16 protein-coding genes and 3 pseudogenes are annotated in these 16,168 nt (G+C 58.6%); 9 read left to right on the forward strand and 10 right to left on the reverse strand.

Annotated elements, in window-relative coordinates:
- The 3 genes from AC1D00_RS04310 to AC1D00_RS04320 all read right to left on the reverse strand — a co-directional run.
- Nucleotides 1-482 (reverse strand): MFS transporter (locus AC1D00_RS04310; protein WP_477009786.1); only part of this gene is annotated, 482 nt, incomplete at its 3' end.
- A 68-nt stretch (nt 483-550) separates the two neighbouring features.
- Nucleotides 551-1,321 (reverse strand): SDR family NAD(P)-dependent oxidoreductase, encoded by a 771-nt coding sequence (locus tag AC1D00_RS04315; protein ID WP_477009787.1) that lies wholly within the window; start codon nt 1,319-1,321, stop codon nt 551-553.
- Between the two features lie 14 nt (nt 1,322-1,335).
- Nucleotides 1,336-1,671, reverse strand: coding sequence for a putative quinol monooxygenase (locus AC1D00_RS04320; protein WP_477009788.1), 336 nt, complete (start codon nt 1,669-1,671; stop codon nt 1,336-1,338).
- Nucleotides 1,672-1,805: 134 nt separating this feature from the next.
- Here AC1D00_RS04320 and AC1D00_RS04325 point away from each other — a divergent pair, with 134 nt between their 5' ends.
- The 3 genes from AC1D00_RS04325 to AC1D00_RS04335 all read left to right on the forward strand — a co-directional run bounded on the left by AC1D00_RS04325 (nt 1,806) and on the right by AC1D00_RS04335 (nt 4,647).
- Nucleotides 1,806-3,098: a metal-dependent hydrolase family protein gene (locus tag AC1D00_RS04325; RefSeq protein WP_477009789.1), complete on the forward strand. Its 1,293-nt coding sequence runs from the start codon at nt 1,806-1,808 to the stop codon at nt 3,096-3,098.
- 7 nt (nt 3,099-3,105) lie between these two features.
- Entirely contained in the window at nt 3,106-3,531 is a 426-nt protein-coding gene (locus AC1D00_RS04330; protein WP_477009790.1) for a GlcG/HbpS family heme-binding protein, read from the forward strand.
- Nucleotides 3,532-3,678: 147 nt separating this feature from the next.
- Nucleotides 3,679-4,647, forward strand: a complete 969-nt coding sequence (locus AC1D00_RS04335) for a LysR family transcriptional regulator (protein ID WP_477009791.1) — start codon at nt 3,679-3,681, stop codon at nt 4,645-4,647.
- Here the strand turns inward: AC1D00_RS04335 and AC1D00_RS04340 are convergent.
- The gene (locus AC1D00_RS04340) at nt 4,598-4,819 is read right to left on the reverse strand and encodes a DUF2274 domain-containing protein (protein WP_477009792.1); all 222 of its coding nucleotides are present in this window, start codon (nt 4,817-4,819) and stop codon (nt 4,598-4,600) included. The genes AC1D00_RS04335 and AC1D00_RS04340 overlap by 50 nt on opposite strands.
- A gap of 1 nt (nt 4,820) precedes the next feature.
- Nucleotides 4,821-5,510: pseudogene (locus tag AC1D00_RS04345) on the reverse strand (TraB/TrbI/VirB10 family type IV secretion system protein); the annotation flags it as partial.
- 63 nt (nt 5,511-5,573) lie between these two features.
- Here AC1D00_RS04345 and AC1D00_RS04350 point away from each other — a divergent pair.
- Both AC1D00_RS04350 and AC1D00_RS04355 read left to right on the forward strand, forming a co-directional pair.
- Entirely contained in the window at nt 5,574-5,975 is a 402-nt protein-coding gene (locus tag AC1D00_RS04350) for a hypothetical protein (RefSeq protein ID WP_477009793.1), read from the forward strand.
- A gap of 133 nt (nt 5,976-6,108) precedes the next feature.
- Entirely contained in the window at nt 6,109-6,531 is a 423-nt protein-coding gene (locus AC1D00_RS04355) for a VOC family protein (protein WP_477009794.1), read from the forward strand.
- 424 nt (nt 6,532-6,955) lie between these two features.
- Here the strand turns inward: AC1D00_RS04355 and AC1D00_RS04360 are convergent, their stop codons facing one another.
- The 4 genes from AC1D00_RS04360 to AC1D00_RS04375 form a co-directional block, all read right to left on the reverse strand.
- The gene (locus AC1D00_RS04360; RefSeq protein ID WP_477009795.1) at nt 6,956-7,594 is read right to left on the reverse strand and encodes a glutathione S-transferase family protein; all 639 of its coding nucleotides are present in this window, start codon (nt 7,592-7,594) and stop codon (nt 6,956-6,958) included.
- A gap of 276 nt (nt 7,595-7,870) precedes the next feature.
- Complete coding sequence (locus AC1D00_RS04365; protein ID WP_477009796.1) at nt 7,871-8,476, reverse strand: LysE family translocator; 606 nt, start codon at nt 8,474-8,476, stop codon at nt 7,871-7,873.
- A gap of 15 nt (nt 8,477-8,491) precedes the next feature.
- The gene (locus AC1D00_RS04370) at nt 8,492-9,307 is read right to left on the reverse strand and encodes an SGNH/GDSL hydrolase family protein (RefSeq protein ID WP_477009797.1); all 816 of its coding nucleotides are present in this window, start codon (nt 9,305-9,307) and stop codon (nt 8,492-8,494) included.
- Nucleotides 9,304-10,173 (reverse strand): haloalkane dehalogenase, encoded by an 870-nt coding sequence (locus tag AC1D00_RS04375; RefSeq protein WP_477009798.1) that lies wholly within the window; start codon nt 10,171-10,173, stop codon nt 9,304-9,306. The genes AC1D00_RS04370 and AC1D00_RS04375 overlap by 4 nt, the downstream gene beginning before the upstream one ends.
- A 1,228-nt stretch (nt 10,174-11,401) precedes the next feature.
- On the opposite strand from AC1D00_RS04375, the gene AC1D00_RS04380 reads away from it, so the two are divergent.
- Nucleotides 11,402-12,280: a LysR family transcriptional regulator gene (locus AC1D00_RS04380; protein WP_477009799.1), complete on the forward strand. Its 879-nt coding sequence runs from the start codon at nt 11,402-11,404 to the stop codon at nt 12,278-12,280.
- A gap of 497 nt (nt 12,281-12,777) precedes the next feature.
- On the forward strand, nt 12,778-14,613 hold the full coding sequence (locus AC1D00_RS04385) for an autotransporter domain-containing protein (protein ID WP_477009800.1): 1,836 nt from the start codon (nt 12,778-12,780) through the stop codon (nt 14,611-14,613).
- 142 nt (nt 14,614-14,755) lie between these two features.
- Here the strand turns inward: AC1D00_RS04385 and AC1D00_RS04390 are convergent.
- Nucleotides 14,756-15,021: pseudogene (locus AC1D00_RS04390) on the reverse strand (IS5/IS1182 family transposase); the annotation flags it as partial.
- A 43-nt stretch (nt 15,022-15,064) separates the two neighbouring features.
- On the opposite strand from AC1D00_RS04390, the pseudogene AC1D00_RS04395 reads away from it, so the two are divergent.
- Both AC1D00_RS04395 and AC1D00_RS04400 read left to right on the forward strand, forming a co-directional pair.
- Nucleotides 15,065-15,988, forward strand: a pseudogene (locus AC1D00_RS04395) (TraB/TrbI/VirB10 family type IV secretion system protein); the annotation flags it as partial.
- Nucleotide 15,989: 1 nt separating this feature from the next.
- Nucleotides 15,990-16,168 (forward strand): DUF2274 domain-containing protein (locus AC1D00_RS04400; protein ID WP_477009801.1); only part of this gene is annotated, 179 nt, incomplete at its 3' end.

A 16,168-nucleotide genomic window follows, 5' to 3' on the forward strand; every position in this document is an offset into this window, starting at 1 on the left:
AATTCGGACATGATGGCGTAGTCGACGGGAATGAACCCGCCGATGCCTATTCCAGTGATCAGTCGGCAAAGACCGAGCTGCGTCGCGTCGCTTGCGAAATAGGAGCATCCGCTGCCGAGCGCGAAAATCAGAACTGTGAGTTGAAAGGAGGGCCGGCGGCCAAAATAGTCAGAAGCCGTTCCGAATAGAAAGCTGCCAATCAGCATGCCTGCGGCCGTAAGACTGAACAGGATTGCGAGGTCACTGGGCCGTAGTCCCCATTCCTGGGCAATGGACGGCCCAGCTAACCCAAGGATCCCGAGTTCGAAGGCGTCGAAGATGAAGCCCAAGGCGCTTGCCGCGAAAATGCTCACGTGGGGCCTGCCGATCGGCAAGCTGTCGAGATATTCAGGTACGGTCGCTGGGACTGGCGCTGGTGGTGCAGCCGAATCCAAATCGAACGGCTGTGTGTTGCCCGCGGCAATTGAAGCAGATTGGCTCATGGTCGTTCCCCCTGGTGTTTTATCTTTTTTGATTACGCGGATGACGGTTTCGCGCGCTGCGATGTCGTTCAGGGCTTTACGTGAGCCCAGCCACCGTCGAGATTGAGCGTCTGGCCGACGAAAAGGGCGGCGTCATCGGAGGCGAGGAACAATGCGCCGCGCGCGATTTCCTCCGGAGCGCACATCCGCCCTAGGGGAATGCCAGCTATCATCGCCTCCTTGTTTTCCTCTTTGCGGCCGGTGAACCGGTTCGTCATGTCTGTGTCGACCGCGCCAGGGCTGATCGCGCAGACCCGAATTCCGTCACGCGCGGTCTCGAGCGCAACTGCCTTCGTCAGTCCTAGAATGGCGTGTTTCGATGCCGTGTAGACGGAGGTGCCAGGGAACCCCACATGCCCGGCAATCGAGGCGATATTGATCACCACGCCGGACCCTTGTGATTTCATGAACCGCACTTCCTCGCGTAGGCACATGAAAGTGCCACGAAGGTTGATGCTCATCACACGGTCGAAATTCGACGTGTGCTGCTGGTCGATGGAGTCCAACTCGCCCTCGACGCCGGCATTGTTTATCGCAACATCGAGGCGGCCGTAGCGCTCACGGATCGTTGCGAATAGTCGATCAACATCGCCTTTGTCGGAGACATCGCACAGCTCGAAGGAGGCGCTCGTGCTTCCGGCACGGCGAATATCGCTCAGCGCCGTTTCGCCGCTCACCTGATTTCTGTCCGCCAGGACGACTTCAGCCCCCGCCTGCGCAAAAGCCAGTGCAGTGACGCGCCCGATACCTTCGCCAGCTCCCGTAACCAGGACGACCTTGTCCGCAAATGAGTAGTTCATGTTTCTATCCTTGCTCATTCGGCAGCAGTCAAATCGCGGACGTCTCCGTCCTGCCTTGGGCTCAGCATCGTCCAAAATTCATACGTGAGCGTACCGCCGCTCTCGGTGAGGTAGTGGATGAAGGCTTGCGTATGCTCGGCATTCAGATGTTCGTCGAAGGCCGACTGATCCAGGAAATTCTCGTAAACAACGAAGCGGTTTTGAGCGTCCGCATGCCGATGGAAATGGAAGTCGAGGCAGCCAGGTTCTTGCCGTGTAGCTTCCATTAGTGCCGTGAAGCGTTCGACGAATTCTCCTTCCTTGCCCAATTGTGCGGTTGGGAAGGCGATGACGGTGATCTGATCGCTCATTTCTCTAACTCCTCCTGTGAGATGGAATCCGTTGTCGCTTGATTTCGGACGGCATTGCGACTTGCACTCACGAGTGCAATCTGATACTGCACCGTGCAGTGCAAATCAAGGGTCAAAATCGAACGGGGGTCACCATGCCAGGCAGGAAGACTGTCTTTACGAATTGCACAGTTTGGACAGGTGAGATCGGTTCAGCCGCTCTGCGGGAGGTCCTGGTCGAGGGCAACCGAATCTCGGCTGTCGCTCAGGCTATTGAGAAGGAACGCAAAACAGACGCAGCGATCATCGACTGCGGCGGCGCAACCTTGCTGCCCGGACTCGTCGACGGCCACTCCCACCTATCGTTCCTGGAGAAGGCCGACATCGTCGACAATGGCTTCGTTCCTGTGGAGGAACATACCTTGCAAACCATGYGCAATGCGCGCCGTGTATTGCTCGGCGGCTTCACGTCATGCGTAGGAGCAAGTTCGGCCAAGGCGCGGCTCGACATTGCCGTACGCAACGAGATCAATGCTGGCCGCATTCCCGGTCCACGCCTCCTGGCTGCAACGCCGGAAATTACCGTAACAGGTGGTTTGGGCGACGAGCGGCTGCTGCACATGTACCGGGAGTCCGTCGCTGTGGTGATCGATGGGGCCGACGATGTTCGTCGTTACGTCCGAACGATGTGCCGGGAAGGCTGCGACATCATTAAGCTCAACGTTTCGGGCAATCAAACAGTGCCAAATGCCCCTTCAACCGCAACGATCATGACGGAGGCTGAGATCGAGGCCGCGGTGGTTACGGCTCATGCGTACGGCAAGCGGGTAATGTCGCATGCCCGCTCGTCAGAATCCGTTGCGCTGTCCCTCAAGCACGGCGTCGACTTCATCAATCATTGCGAATATGTGGATGAACCAACCATCGATATGCTTGAAGAATACAAGGATCGAGTATTTCTCGCTCCCGCTTTCGGGCTTTTGCACAACACGCTGTACGAGGCTGGCCCCTGGGGAATCACGCCCGAAAAGGCCGCAGCCTCCGGTCTGCCCGAGCAGGTTGAGAACTGCGCCCGCGTCTATCAGGAACTCAGAAGGCGGGGCCTTCGCGTATTGATAGGAGGCGATTACGGCTTTGCGTGGACGCCGCATGGCACGAACGCGCGAGATCTTGGGCACTTCGTCAAATGGTTTGGTTACACGCCAGAGGAAGCGCTTGTTTGTGGCACTATCAACGGCGCGAAGGCAATGCAGATGGAGAAGCAGATCGGCCGTATTTGTGAAGGTTACCTCGCCGATTTTCTTATCGTGCGTGGCCGGCCACATGAGGACGTATCGTGCATTCGAACCGAAAACATCCTCGTCGTTTTCAAGGATGGCGAGCCACACGGTGATTTTGCGTGGTCTATCTCATGCGGATCGGCCGCCAATACTATTACCTTGAATTGAGGCCCAGATGCTGAACAGACCGATGCTGTCGATCGACGACGCAAAACGCGTAGCCGCCGCCGCGCTGGCCGAGGCAACGAGGAACGGGTGGCCTGTTGTTGTCGCCGTCGTCGACGACGGTGGACACTTGATGTATTTGGAGCGCCTCGACGGGACCCAAAAAGCTTCCTCCGTTATTGCAACGGAAAAAGCGCGCACCGCCATCCTATTCAAGCGGCCGTCTGGTGCGCTGGAGAAGGCTGTGGCGGAAGGCCGCTTGGTGATGATGACACTGCCTGGCGCCACCCCAATCGAGGGTGGTCTTCCGCTCGCCCATGATGGGGAGTTCGTTGGTGCCATCGGGGTATCCGGTGTGCTCTCGTCGCAAGATGGGATTGCTGCGCACGCTGGGGCTGCTGCGCTTGGTCTTACCGCCGACGTTGGCGGACGGTGATGCACACGTCGTGAAAACTCTAGTGGGCTGGTTAGGGGCATCCGAGCCGAGACGAAGCTGGCGGAAGTCGTCCCGTGGGTCAGCTTGGTAATGTTGGAGCCTTAAGGATCAGGAGCGAATCGGCCGTTGCGGATTGAGCTACGCCACTTGCACTATGTAATCGCCGCAGCGGAACATGGAAGCTTTCGTCGGGCCGCAATGTCACTTGGCATTCGGGAATCTGCGGTTAGTCGGCGTATACGCGATCTCGAAGATCTGATCGGCGCAAGTCTCTTTGACCGTCTACGGAGTGGCGTTCAACTTACTTACGCGGGGGAAGTCTTTGTTCGGCGTGCGCGGCGGGCGGTCAACCAGATCGATCATGCGGAGAAGGACGTTGGGGCTGTGGGCCGAGCTGAGGATGGTGTCGTAAGGATCGGTCTGTCTTCCTCACTTGCATCCGGCTTCATTGCGGAACTCATCCGAGAGTTTGGAGCCAATCATGCGAGCGTGCGGCTCGATTTCATAGAGGGTGGACCGTCTGATCATATCCCGGCGATACGGCAGCTCCGGCTCGATGTCGCCTTTCTAACCGGGCAGCCACCACCGAGCGACTGCGACATGGTCCATCTATGGAATGAGCGCATTTATGTCGTGATGCCGGAAGGGGACCGTCTCGCCAACCAGGCGGCAGTCGGATGGGGCGATCTGCGAGATCGGCACTTTGTCGTCAGCGAGGCCGCTCCGGGACCACAGATCCAAGACTATCTGGTGAAGCATCTCGCGGAATTAGGATACCATCCGAGCATCCAACAGCAGGCAGTCTATCGCGACTTGCTGATGAACATAGTCGCCAATGGCCAAGGATTGACGCTAACCAACGAAGCGACCGTCGCGGCGCAATTTCCGGGCATTACGTACCGTCCGCTTGCCGACGAGATCTTGCCCTTTTGTGCGGTTTGGTCGCCGCGAAACGACAACCCAGCGCTTCGGCGGCTCCTTAGTCTGGCGAGGTCGCTCTCGAAGAAGGGCAGTGGCTTGCTCGGAAACGGGCTAGGCGGAGCATCTGCGGGTGCTGGCAGGGATCTTAGGTCTTCGCCTGCCGCGTCTTCGCAAAGCCTCGATCCGTCGCCATGAAGCGTTGCACCATCGGCACGATGAGCTTGACGGGATCGGCGATTGTTTGGCCCTGTTCGCGACCGAGAATCTCCGCATACGCTTTCAGATCCCGATGAAGTGCTGCCGGCAACTCGACAGTGACCTTCACCGGTTTTTCGTCGGTGATCGGTCCAAGCTTTAGCTTGCTCATGTCAGCCTCCGTAAGGTTCGAGCACCAGATCGCGGGTGACGATCACACGGACCGGGAAGCCTGGACGGATCGTTAGCGTCGGCGCAATATCGAGCTGGCGGCCGACGATCTGCTGGCCGGTTTGGCTCAGACTGTTCGAGGCTCCTTGACGGAGAGCCCGCACAACGTCGCTGTCCTGGCCAGACGTTCCCGCCTCGGCACCAACGCTCAGCAGAGTCGAAAGTGCAGCAGCCTTGAACAGTTCGCCCCAATGGTAATCGACTCCATCTTCGAGTCCCGCATAGCCTTCCGAGTCAGCGCCAGGTTGCCGCTCGAGCACGATAGAGCGGCCAGTCGGCATGATAAGCCGGTTCCAGACCAGCAGCACACGGCGCTGCCCGAAGCCGACGCCGTTATCGTATTGGCCGATCAATCGGGTGCCCTGCGGCACGAGTAGTATCCGGCCAGTTGGGCTGTCGTAGACATTTTCGGTAACCTGGGCGGTGATCTGGCCTGGCAGATCGGAGCGGATGCCGGTGATCAGCGCCGCCGAGATAACCGCGCCGGCCTGCAGGATGTTCGACGATGCCGGCGCTGCGACGCGGTCTGGAGACACGGTACGTCGGTCTGTGGCAGCGTTGAGGAAGGCGAGTTGGCGATCTTGTGCGGTTGGAGTCGCCTGCTGCGGAGCTAGGCCGAGGCTCGTCAGATCGGGTACAGTCCGACGGGCGACAACCGCACGCGGGACTCTTTGAACCACGCAGAGGTCATCGCCATGACCGCCGATTTTCTCGGCGCGAAGCCTGGTTTGCGCCGGCTGCTAGTGACCCGCTTCCCAATCCTGCTGATCGACGAGAGCCAGGATACGAGCCGGAGGCTCATGGACGCGCTGCTCGATGTCGAGGAGGGATACCGCGAGGCCTTTTGCCTGGGACTCTTCGGCGACACGATGCAGCGCATCTACGCCGACGGTAAGGAGCGTTTAGCGGAGGCGATCCCGCAGGCCTGGGCCAGGCCGAGGAAGCGGATGAACCATCGTTGTCCCACACGGGTCATCACGCTCATCAACAAAATTAGACGAGATGAGGATGGCGAGAAACAGCAGCCACGCAGCGATGCTGGAGAGGGCGTTGTTCGGCTGTTCGTCGTCTCGCAGGCGATGAAGGCCTTCGCTTGAGCCGGGCAAGAAGCTCTGACGCTCTGCCGAAGGCGTGGGTCCTTCTGATCGAGACCAGATTTCTCACATCACGAGTCGATCAGCGCCATCGCGAGTACCTCGATCGGCGTATTTCACAGAAAGGTGAAGCAGAGTGCAGCATCAGATTTCCGCCATCACTCTCGGCATTGCCGATCTGTCGCGGTCCCGCCGATTTTATGTCGAAGGTTTTGGATGGAGCCCGATATTCGAGAATCACGAAATCATCTTCTATCAGATGAACGGCCTGGTGTTCGGCACGTTCAGCAAAGCGGCACTTGAGGAAGACATGAACCGCGGCGGACTTTTGAGTCCCGGCACATTTACGCTCGCGCACAATGTTCTTGTAAAGCAGGATGTAGACGCCGTAATGCAGCAACTCGTAAACGCAGGCGGCCGAGTGCTTCGGCCTGCCGATGCTCCGGCGCACGGTGGTTTCCGCGGTTACGTCGCCGATCCTGACGACCACGCGTGGGAAATTGCCTGGAATCCAGATTGGACGATCGACGAGCATGGTGCAGTGACGTTTGGCGCTTGATCGGCGGGCAGGATCGCGCCCGCGTTTCGACGTCCGTATGCGGAGGGCTGCAGATCGTCGAGTACCCCGCCCGCCATGAAGGGAAAGCGCCGTCGGCTGCCCGACGAGGCTGAACATTTCGGCTTTGCCGAGCCGCGATTGTGTCGCGCACTTGTGCCACCGCGCCCGAAGACCGGAGACAGCATTGATCTCGCGAGAGCTTTCCGCCAACGCCTACAAAGGGCCGATCCGACTTCCCGCCATCAACGTCCTAGCGCCGATGTGCGCGAACCAGAGAAGGTGGTGCGGTGGCCTGGGTCGAACCGGCATTCCTATCGGACTGGAGGCCGTAGCGTTGGTTTCCCCTAAACAACGCTACCAGACATTTAAGCACGACCGCGTAGGACGATGGTCTTGCCAATTTTTGGATTCGGCAACGCGACAGCTACTCCCAGAGGGATATTCCCTCTTGCGTTAAGGCTCGTTGCACAGCCGCTCGCTCCTCCAACCGACGTGCATGAGAGGTCCAGGCGGGGTAGGTATTTCGCATGTCAACTGCCATACGATTTCCCCACCTGTAGAATACGAGCAAATACGGGTCAACGATTGAATAGGACTCTCCGACGGCCCAAACTCGGTCCGTCAACTTGGATTCTATAAGCGCAAACGCGGAAGCCAAGTGCTCCTTTCCTTTATGAACCAAGGGCTCGTAGATCGATTGATCCGGTAAGAAAAAGTCGGGACGCCAGATCATTCGGACGGCGACCGCGTGGACCGCACTCGATAGCCAGTTGAACCATTCGATGGAACGGATGATGTTTTCTGCATCCGCTCCCAGGAGCCGCGCGTCTGGATTCGTCAGGCCCAGGTGAAATAAGATTGCCGGCGCTTCAGTGAGAGTGAAATTGTCGGCAATGAGAACCGGGATTCGCCCTTTCGGGTTTAAGCGGTGAAATGCATCGGTCTTAGCTTCGGGATGGCCTGGCGACATCAACGCCAGCGAATAGGGCCTTCCAACCTCCTCCATGACGATGTGAGGTGCAAAAGAGCAAGAGCCTGGCGCAGCATGAAGTGTGTAATGCATCAATTCCTCCGAAAACCGCATCTTACCTGTTTCAATGTACTGAGGTGACAACGACGTCTTGCTTGAAAGACGCTCATGTTGGGCGGCTGATCCCCAGCCGAGGCATTTCCCGATAGACGGTGGAGCGCCCAAGCCGAAGATGTCGGCGGCTTCAGCCGGAGTTGTTTTCGCCTAGAGGTTCGCGATCTCAATGTTCAATCAATCCGCCCGCGTGCGGGCGCATTCGAGCAAGTTGCGGGAACTCCGACTACCGCTCGGCGAGCTAACGCTCTCGGGTCAGCGGATTCCATCGATGAGCACTCCTGCGGCGGACAAGATCAACAACGCCCCCATCGCGAGATCGAAAAGCGTGCGCGTGCGGGGATGTTTGAGAGCAGCTGCAAGGCCGACGCCGAGTATCGCCCATACAGCGAGGCAGAGGATCGAGATGATCGTGATGAGGACTGCGAGCACAGCCACATTGCCGGTAGCGGAGATCGCGCCGAGTGATGTAAGTACGAGCACCCAAGCTTTGGGGTTGGCTAGCTGGAACAGGGCGACGCCGCCGACGCCACCCGGCAACGTCGACAGCTGTTTCCCGCCTTCCGAACGAAGGGCGAGCTGCGTTCCGAGCCACAGCAGATAGAGGGCGCCCAGAGAAGCCAGAAAGAACTCGRAGCGGGGGATGCTGCGCCGAACGAGGTCGATCCCGATCCAGCCGAGCGCGAGCAACAATAGCGAGCCGCAGACGACACCGACGATCGGCCGGACTGCCGCGCGCAAACCGCCTTTGCTCGCTCGCTCCATCACGATAAGATTGTTCGGGCCAGGCGTAATTGCGGCGACCAGCAGCAACCCGCTCACCGGAATATAGGTGGCTAGGTGCACAAATATCGAGGCCATTCGTGCGCGCTCGAGTTATGCCACGCCGTCAAGCCAGCCACCAATAACACCGGCAACGATTCTGCTTCCCCGTTCGCTCAGGTGCACGCCATCGCTCATCACCACGTAGCCGTTTTCAGCGGCGATTTCGTCGAACGATTTGCGGCGCCAAAATCGCTGAACTGCTGATTTGAAAAGCATGCTGACGCGGAAACGAAACGGTGCAGCTGCGTCCCTACGTTTGTGCGCGATCTCGTGCCACAGGGCTTCGTTTGTGGGCAAATAGGCCACGCCAGTTAGTTCGGCCAGCTCACGGATGGCGGCATTGCAGACGTCCAGGCGGCTGTTCAACGTGTCACCGTGCATCTCTCCGAGCGGCGCGACGGACGCAATCGCAATCGCAGCGTTTGATCTCGCCCGAAGCTCGACGATGGCCTTCTGAATGTTTTCAGACAGCGTTGTGGCGACTGCATCCGTTTTCGAGCGAAGGACGTCATTGCAACCAATGAGGAGTGTGATCGCATTTGGACTGCACGCTGCAATGCCGTCGACCCGTTTCACCAGATCCAAGGATGTCGCGCCATTCTGGCCGGCGTTCACGAACACCGTCTCCGGAAACCGTTCCTGAAGGAGGGCTACGTAGTCGCCGCTCAAGCTGGCGTGGGTGAGGCTATCACCGGCGCACACGACCACGCGCCTCGTCAGCGCCGGGGCGCGCTGCTGATTGGCTCGCAACCCGTTCTTGGGAGGTTTGACGAATGCGGCAAATACCAGAGAGACGAAGGCGAGGAATGCGATGAGCGCGAGCGCTCCGCCGATCGCAGCGGTGACAAGAGCTGCCGCGTGACTCATGCGAGCCTCCGATACCAGGCGGCGAGAGCTTCACCGATCTCGCGTGGGGAATCCTCCTGCGGATAGTGGAGACCGCGCACGGTCACTGCGGTTTGGTTCGGCCAGCTCTTGTAGAGCGCGCGCAATCGCGGCGCAGCTGTCCCCGGCTCGGATTCGATAAAGAGCTTGGGGATCGGGCTTGACGATAGCCACCTGGAAATTTCCTCCACGATGGCGACGACATCAGCCGGGTCTCCGTCGATCGGCAGCTGTCGTGGCCACGTCAACATCGGACGACGGGCTTCGCCGGGTTCGAGGAAGGGTCGCCGATACTCCGTCATTTCAGCATTCGACAGCGGACGCATAGTCATCCGCGGCAAGTTCTGCTCGATGAACCGATTTTCATCGAGAACGAGTTGCTCTCCTTGCGGCGATCGAATCGCCTTGAACAGGGTTTGAGCCTGCTCGGGAAAATCCGTCCAGTGCCATGGTGCAGCGATTGGCTCCATATAGGCGATTCCACGAACGGCGTCAGGATGCCGCCGTGCCCAGTCGAAGCCTAGTGCCGAACCCCAATCGTGGACGACGAGAGTCAAAGGACCGTCGATTCCGATCGATTCCAGAAATCGATCAAGGTACTTGCTGTGCTCGGCGAACGTATAGGAGTTGGGGCCAGAATCCGGGAACGCGTCGGAGTCCCCCATCCCGATGAGATCCGGCGCGATGCAGCGGGCCGAACCCTCCAGATAGGGGATAATATTGCGCCAAAGGTAGGAAGAGGTGGGATTGCCATGAAGGAAGACGACGGTGTCGCCGGCGCCCTTCTCCACGTAGGCCATTCTTAAGCCAAGAACTTCCACGCTGCGCTTGTAGGCAAATTCCGACACGGTACGGCCTCCTTACGATTTCAATTTGATATAGCAAACTATAGTCAATATCACAATAGGCGCCGTTTTTAAGAGCCGGCGATGATTCCGGCCGCATAGGCCGGCGTTAGGCAGCTGGCCGGGACACCGCGATTTCGCCAATGTCGAGGATCCGCGCCTTACCCCGCGATCGGGTTGACTCGCTGACTGGAAGGTGCCGCTGAATTTACCGCCCGCGGGAAAGTTCGTTGCGCGAGAGGCTCGCTCGCCGCTTTACCTGAGCCTACAGGCGGTATTGCGTGACGCGACAGGCAACGGGCCTGTAAATTCGGGCGATGTGCTCCTACCGGAGCGGCAGCTCGCTGAGGCGTACCAAGTTTCTCGCGTGACAATTCGAAAGCCGTCGACGCGCTCGTCTCAGAAGGATCGCTCGAACGTGGTAGAGGGTCCGGCACATTCGTCACCCATCGCTTCGGCGCAATCGCAGTCCATACCACTATCCAAAATCATAGCTGGATGTTGGCGAGGATGGAGAACCGACCAGCGTCGAAGCGCCTGCACTCGCACTACCATTTGCCTCCGTTGTTGGGCGATACACCCGAACAATCATCGAGAATGGACGCCCATTCGCGAAGCAGCAAATGACACTGCGCCACGATCCGAATATCTCGCAGATTGGGAAACAGATGGCGCGACATCCTCCCTGGCCCCTGTATGCGAGCGATCAGACGAATTAGGGCGGTGTCCCTCACGGCGAATGATGCCGAGAGGCTTGCTGTCAAATTCGGTGCTCTCGGGATGGAGGTCGAGGAGCTCAACTCTTTCGCCGAAGGCGAGACCCTCGAACTCATCGTGATAGGGGCGACACGTTCGCCCTGGTCCCTCAGCTATCAGGAAATGGTTTCGGCCAACTCGGCAGCATATTGCCTCTTCGGGAGCGCCGCCTCGCCAGGCTCTAAACCCGCTTCCGCCTCGTCCTCCGTGAGGCCAACATGACCTCCCGAAGCGACGAGGAACACACCATCAGCAAGCGGTACATGATGACTCTGCAGATGCTACCTTCCGCGATGTTGCTCGCCGTTTCGGAGCTGTCCTTCGAGGACTCGACAAGAGTACAGGCCCGCCAAGTGCGCCTCCTTGTACCTCAGGCTGAATGCCAATACGCTATCCGGCGGCGATTGCCATTGCCATTTATGTTTCGTGATAGGTATACTCACAGCTCGTGAGCTTATCCCGACTTGACCTTAATTTGCTGCTGACACTCGACGCCGTTCTGTCCGAGCGAGGCGTTGCGCGCGCCGCCGAGCGGCTGAATGTGACGCCGTCGGCGGTCAGCAATGCGCTCGCTCGCCTTCGCCATGAACTAGACGATCCGTTAGTTGTGCGAAACGGCCGAGGGATCGTTCCTACGCCGCGCGCCCTAGCGTTAGCACCGGTGCTCAGGAGTGCCTTGCTGAACCTCGAACGGGCTGTCCGCAATGAGAGCTTCGACCCGGCGACGACAACAAGACAATTCACTCTCGCCTTGGCTGACGCGGGTCAGGTCTCACGACTTCCAAAGCTCAACCGCCTTCTAGCGGACGAAATGCCCTGCGCCAGACTTAGGGTCGTGGGGATCGACACGTTTCTTTCGTGGGGCGGGGTAGCAAGCGCCAAGATAGACGTCGCGATCGCAATGTTCGATGAGGACGCAACGGGCGTCCACGCTTCCGCTCTCTACGAAGAGCGCAGCGTCCTGGTAGCAAGAAGTCGCCATGGCTTCGCTCGCAAGCGCCTGACGAAGGCCCAGTTGAGTTCATTACGGCATGTCGATGTTGAAGTTGCGCCCGGTCGCGGGTATCGCCGCCTGGACGAAGATTATGCGCGTCTCGGGATCCAGCGCGCTATCGCGCTGGTCGTCCCCAGCTTTGTCGTGGCCGCGGTGATGGTGGCGGAGACCGATTGGGTGGCGACGCTACCTCTTAGTCTGGTCGACGCCCTCAAGGAGCGGTTCGGCCTAGTAGCACTGCAGGGAAATGCCCCGGCGCCGATGACTCCGCTCCATCTCATTTGGCACGAGAGAACTGACGCCGACCCAGCCTGCCGTGCTTTTCGTGCCGTCGTGATGCAATCGTTCCGGCGACGCTGAAAGTGAATGCGGCGTTGTACGCATAGCCTGCAAGTAGCTCAGGTCGAGGGTTTTGACGACTTCAGCCCTCCGCGATAGGTCAAGCAGCGCCGTAAGCAACGAGGCATCACAGTAACTCGTTTTCGAACCGGCGACTGGCAGTGCGTTTCTCTATGCGAGCCCTCAGCATTCGACAATCTTCGGCAAACGAATAGCCATCGCAGCTACAGCCGACATGGATGCCGAACAGTTCTTGCATAGGAGAATCTCGCCTGACCGCCGAGGGCGCGCTCGGCTCGACCGCGCGCGCAACGGTTCGCTCGGCAGCGCTGCATCGAGTGCTTGCAGCAAATTAAGTCGGGTCATTATCCTCAGGAATAGTGAGCACAATCGTCACGTATCATAACTTGCGATGAGGAACCTCATTACTTAACGCTATCGGCGCTTGATTAATAAAAAGTCCAATAAAGCGCCCGGGGGGACGAATGAGAACGATTGCAGGCCGAGGATTCCTTCGCGTGTTGGCTGTCGCCGGCGCTGTTCTATCGCTGATCGGCGAGGTCAACGCGCAAACTAACTTCACAGCGATTCAAGCCTTCGGCGATAGCTACGCAGACACCGGAAATGCGTTCAGGATAATGGGTATTACTATCCCGCCGTATCCGACGGGCCGGTTAAGCGGCGGCACCAATTTTGTCGATACGACCTCGGCCCTGCTACGGATTCCGCAATATAATTATGCGATCGGCGGCGCGTTGACGGGAACGGACAATGATGCGCCCTTTCCAGGTTCAAGTCTTCCCGGTTTTACCCAGCAGTGGCAGGGCTTCATCGCTTCTGGGAATAAAATTGCCGGAACCGATCTTGTGGTAATGAGCATCGGACTCAATGACGCCGTCGTTTACTCGCTGGCGGGTGGTACCTCGGCGGGCGTGCCCGCCGCTGCCACGTTGAGCGTCAACCAGACACTAGCGGGTATTAACGCTTTCGTCGGCGCAGGGGCACGCAATCTCGTTTTCACAACTTACGATGTCGGTCAAAATATCCCGGGAATCGCAACGATCCCGGCGGCGGCGCCGACTGCAACGGCATATAGCCAAAGCTATAACGCTCAAATGCAGGTGGCACTTGCTGCCATTGCTCGCTCCGGCGTGCGGATCGAGATGATTGACGTCAACTTGATGGAAACCCTAGTCAAGGCGAATCCAAAGCGCTATGGCGTCGCAACTGCCGGCGTCTGTCCACTGGCCTGTATTGGAAACCCTGCGCTGCAGAACCAATATCTGTACTATTTCGATGATACGCATCTGACCTCGCTGGGGTTCACGATCATGGGCGAATACATCGTTAACCGGCTTAATGCGCCGCTTACTCTGCCGGCGCAGGCGGACATCGGCGTGTCTTCTGCGATGGGCTTCGCCTCCACGCTGTCCGGCAAACTCGATATGTTCCGTGAGATTACCTTTTCGACGATGAACGCTCATGCGCAGATGTCCACGAAGGCGTCAATGCCAGTGGCAGTAAGGCCGTGGTCGTTTTACATGCAAGGAAATGGTGGCATTAGTGATCGTCAGAGAACGGTTGCTTCCAACGGTTTTAATCTCGACAGCGTCGGCGGTACGATTGGGACCGAATATCAAATTAGCAATAACGCCTTCATCGGCGGTGCCTTCGACTACTCCAACCCCAAAGCCAGGTTCTTCAACAATGCTGGGTCGTCGGAGGCCAATTCTTATCAATTTGGTGCGTATGGCGCGTGGACCAACGCGCACTTCTTCGCGCAAGGGCTCGCTACGGTCGGTTGGCAGAATTATCGCAACACCCGGCCCGGTGTGGTCGATACCATCACCGCAAATCCCGATGGAATGAGCTTCGTGGCCGCCGCCAAGGTCGGCTACCTATTTGATGCGGGCAGAACACAGATCGGCCCGATCGGCGGCCTAACGTATGCCCGGGCAAAGGCGAACGCTTATACAGAAGCCGGCGATCCAGTTCTGACGTTGAATGTCGGCCAACAGACAGCAGAAACGTTGATCGGAAGCGTCGGCGCGCAATTCCGGTTTCCGTTCCTGATGAACAGCAGCATGATAAACCCTTATCTGAATCTAACGGCCGATCAAGATTGGATCGGAAACGGGCGTATCATTCAGTTTGGCGCGACGTCTGCTCCGCTCATCGTCAATAGCTGGATCGTTCCGAACGGGACTTCGCAACACGTCTACGGCCGAGTGGCCGCGGGGGTCGTGGCTTCAGTGACGAATAATGTCGCGGTGACAGCAAACGTCTCGAAAACCTTCGCACGTCAGGGCGGCAACAATTTCTATGGAAACGGCGGTCTCAAAATTTCGTTCTGAAGATCCAGCGGTGACCTAATCTGCCAAGCTTTGGCATGCGAAGCGAGTGAAGGGTGTGTCCGCCGAAGGCTGCAAACCGGCCGAAGCAGGCGAGCAGTGATTGATTGCGCAGTACTCGCGACGTCTGGCCGATCGCATCGCGTCACAAGTTTTGTCGTGTCGTCCATTGAGAAGCCCGATTGAGGGGGACTGGACCGGCAAGCGTAAGCCAGTGGGAACAGTAACAGACACAAGAATGCTCTGAGCCAAACGAGGATGCGGCGGAAGCAATGGCCGCCGCGGAGAGGACGACGTGGCGGCGTCTCCGGCGCGGCCTTTGAGATAGCAGCGGCCGATGTGACCTTGGGCCTTCAAGTGCCCGATGATGGGCTCGATGGCGGATCGGCGTCGCAACTCGCGCTTGATGACGCCGAAGACACGCGCTTCTGGCCTCAGATGAAGACGCGCGGGTTCAGGTGTTCCGCGGCAAGCCCATCCCGCAGGTCGGTATCCGCCGCTCCCTGGACATCTTGGCCGGCCGATCCTTGCTGCACAGGGCCTGTCGCCAACGATCGGCGGCACGGCTCCAGATGCTGAACAGCAACGCCGGGATCAGGAAACCGAAGCAGCCCGAGTAAGCCATTTGTTCGCTTCGACCAATGGGAGAGAAGTGCGTTCGCCTGCTGCCGCGGCTCAGGGGAGCGACCGCAATGCTCCGGCGATCTCGACTGCCAACAGCGACGAGCAGAACGGTCAAGACAGGAAGCGCCTTCGTCAACGCATCCGTGGAACGCCGCACCCTAAGCCCTGACCGCGTCACCAGGTCGGCCTCACCGTATATCGTGCAGGCTGGAACTATCATTTCAGGCGCTCTGGTCACCGGAATCCGATCAGACCTTCCAGGCCAGATCACAGCGCAGGTTACGGAGAACGTTTACGACACGCCAACCGGTCGCCTCCTGCTCATCCCACAAGGGCGCGTCTGATCGGCATTTACGACAGCCAGATCGCCTTCGGGCAATCCCGCGTGCTGTTGGTTTGGATGCGGCTAATCATGCCAAACGGTCGCTCGATTGTGCTGGAGCGCCAGCAGGGCGCTGATGCCGCGGGATACTCTGGGCTGCAAGATGAGGTCGATAATCATTGGGGCGAACTGCTCAAGGCCGCAGCTCTTTCGACCCTACTAGCTGTCGGCACTGAACTCGGCGCGGGCTCTGACAACGACAGTGCAATCATCCAGGCGCTGCGGCGCGGGGCAGGAGACTCAGTGAACCAGACCGGCCAGCAGGTTGKCAGGCGCAGTCTGAATATTCAGCCCACGCTGACCATCCGTCCGAGATTTCCCGTGCGTGTGATCGTCAATCGCGATCTCGTATTCGAGCAATACAGAGGGTGAAATGACCAAGCTCAAGCTTGGGGCGCTTTCAGACGAGAGACTAGTCAAGGTCAGCATTGAATTGCCAGCTTCCGTGCATCGACATCTGCTTGCCTACGCAAAAGCCGTGGCAAGTGAATCCGGTCAACCCATCAGCGATCCGGGCAAGCTTATTGCGCCGATGCTCGCGCGGTTCATGGC

Source organism: Bradyrhizobium sp. P2_E8 (assembly GCF_056403875.1).

Coding starts and splice junctions, on each gene's coding strand:
- AC1D00_RS04315 (WP_477009787.1), bottom strand. CDS start 1,321: ATGAACTACTCATTTGCGGACAAGGTCGTCCTGGTTACGGGAGCTGGC.
- AC1D00_RS04320 (WP_477009788.1), bottom strand. CDS start 1,671: ATGAGCGATCAGATCACCGTCATCGCCTTCCCAACCGCACAATTGGGC.
- AC1D00_RS04330 (WP_477009790.1), top strand. CDS start 3,106: ATGCTGAACAGACCGATGCTGTCGATCGACGACGCAAAACGCGTAGCC.
- AC1D00_RS04340 (WP_477009792.1), bottom strand. CDS start 4,819: ATGAGCAAGCTAAAGCTTGGACCGATCACCGACGAAAAACCGGTGAAG.
- AC1D00_RS04350 (WP_477009793.1), top strand. CDS start 5,574: ATGACCGCCGATTTTCTCGGCGCGAAGCCTGGTTTGCGCCGGCTGCTA.
- AC1D00_RS04360 (WP_477009795.1), bottom strand. CDS start 7,594: ATGCATTACACACTTCATGCTGCGCCAGGCTCTTGCTCTTTTGCACCT.
- AC1D00_RS04370 (WP_477009797.1), bottom strand. CDS start 9,307: ATGAGTCACGCGGCAGCTCTTGTCACCGCTGCGATCGGCGGAGCGCTC.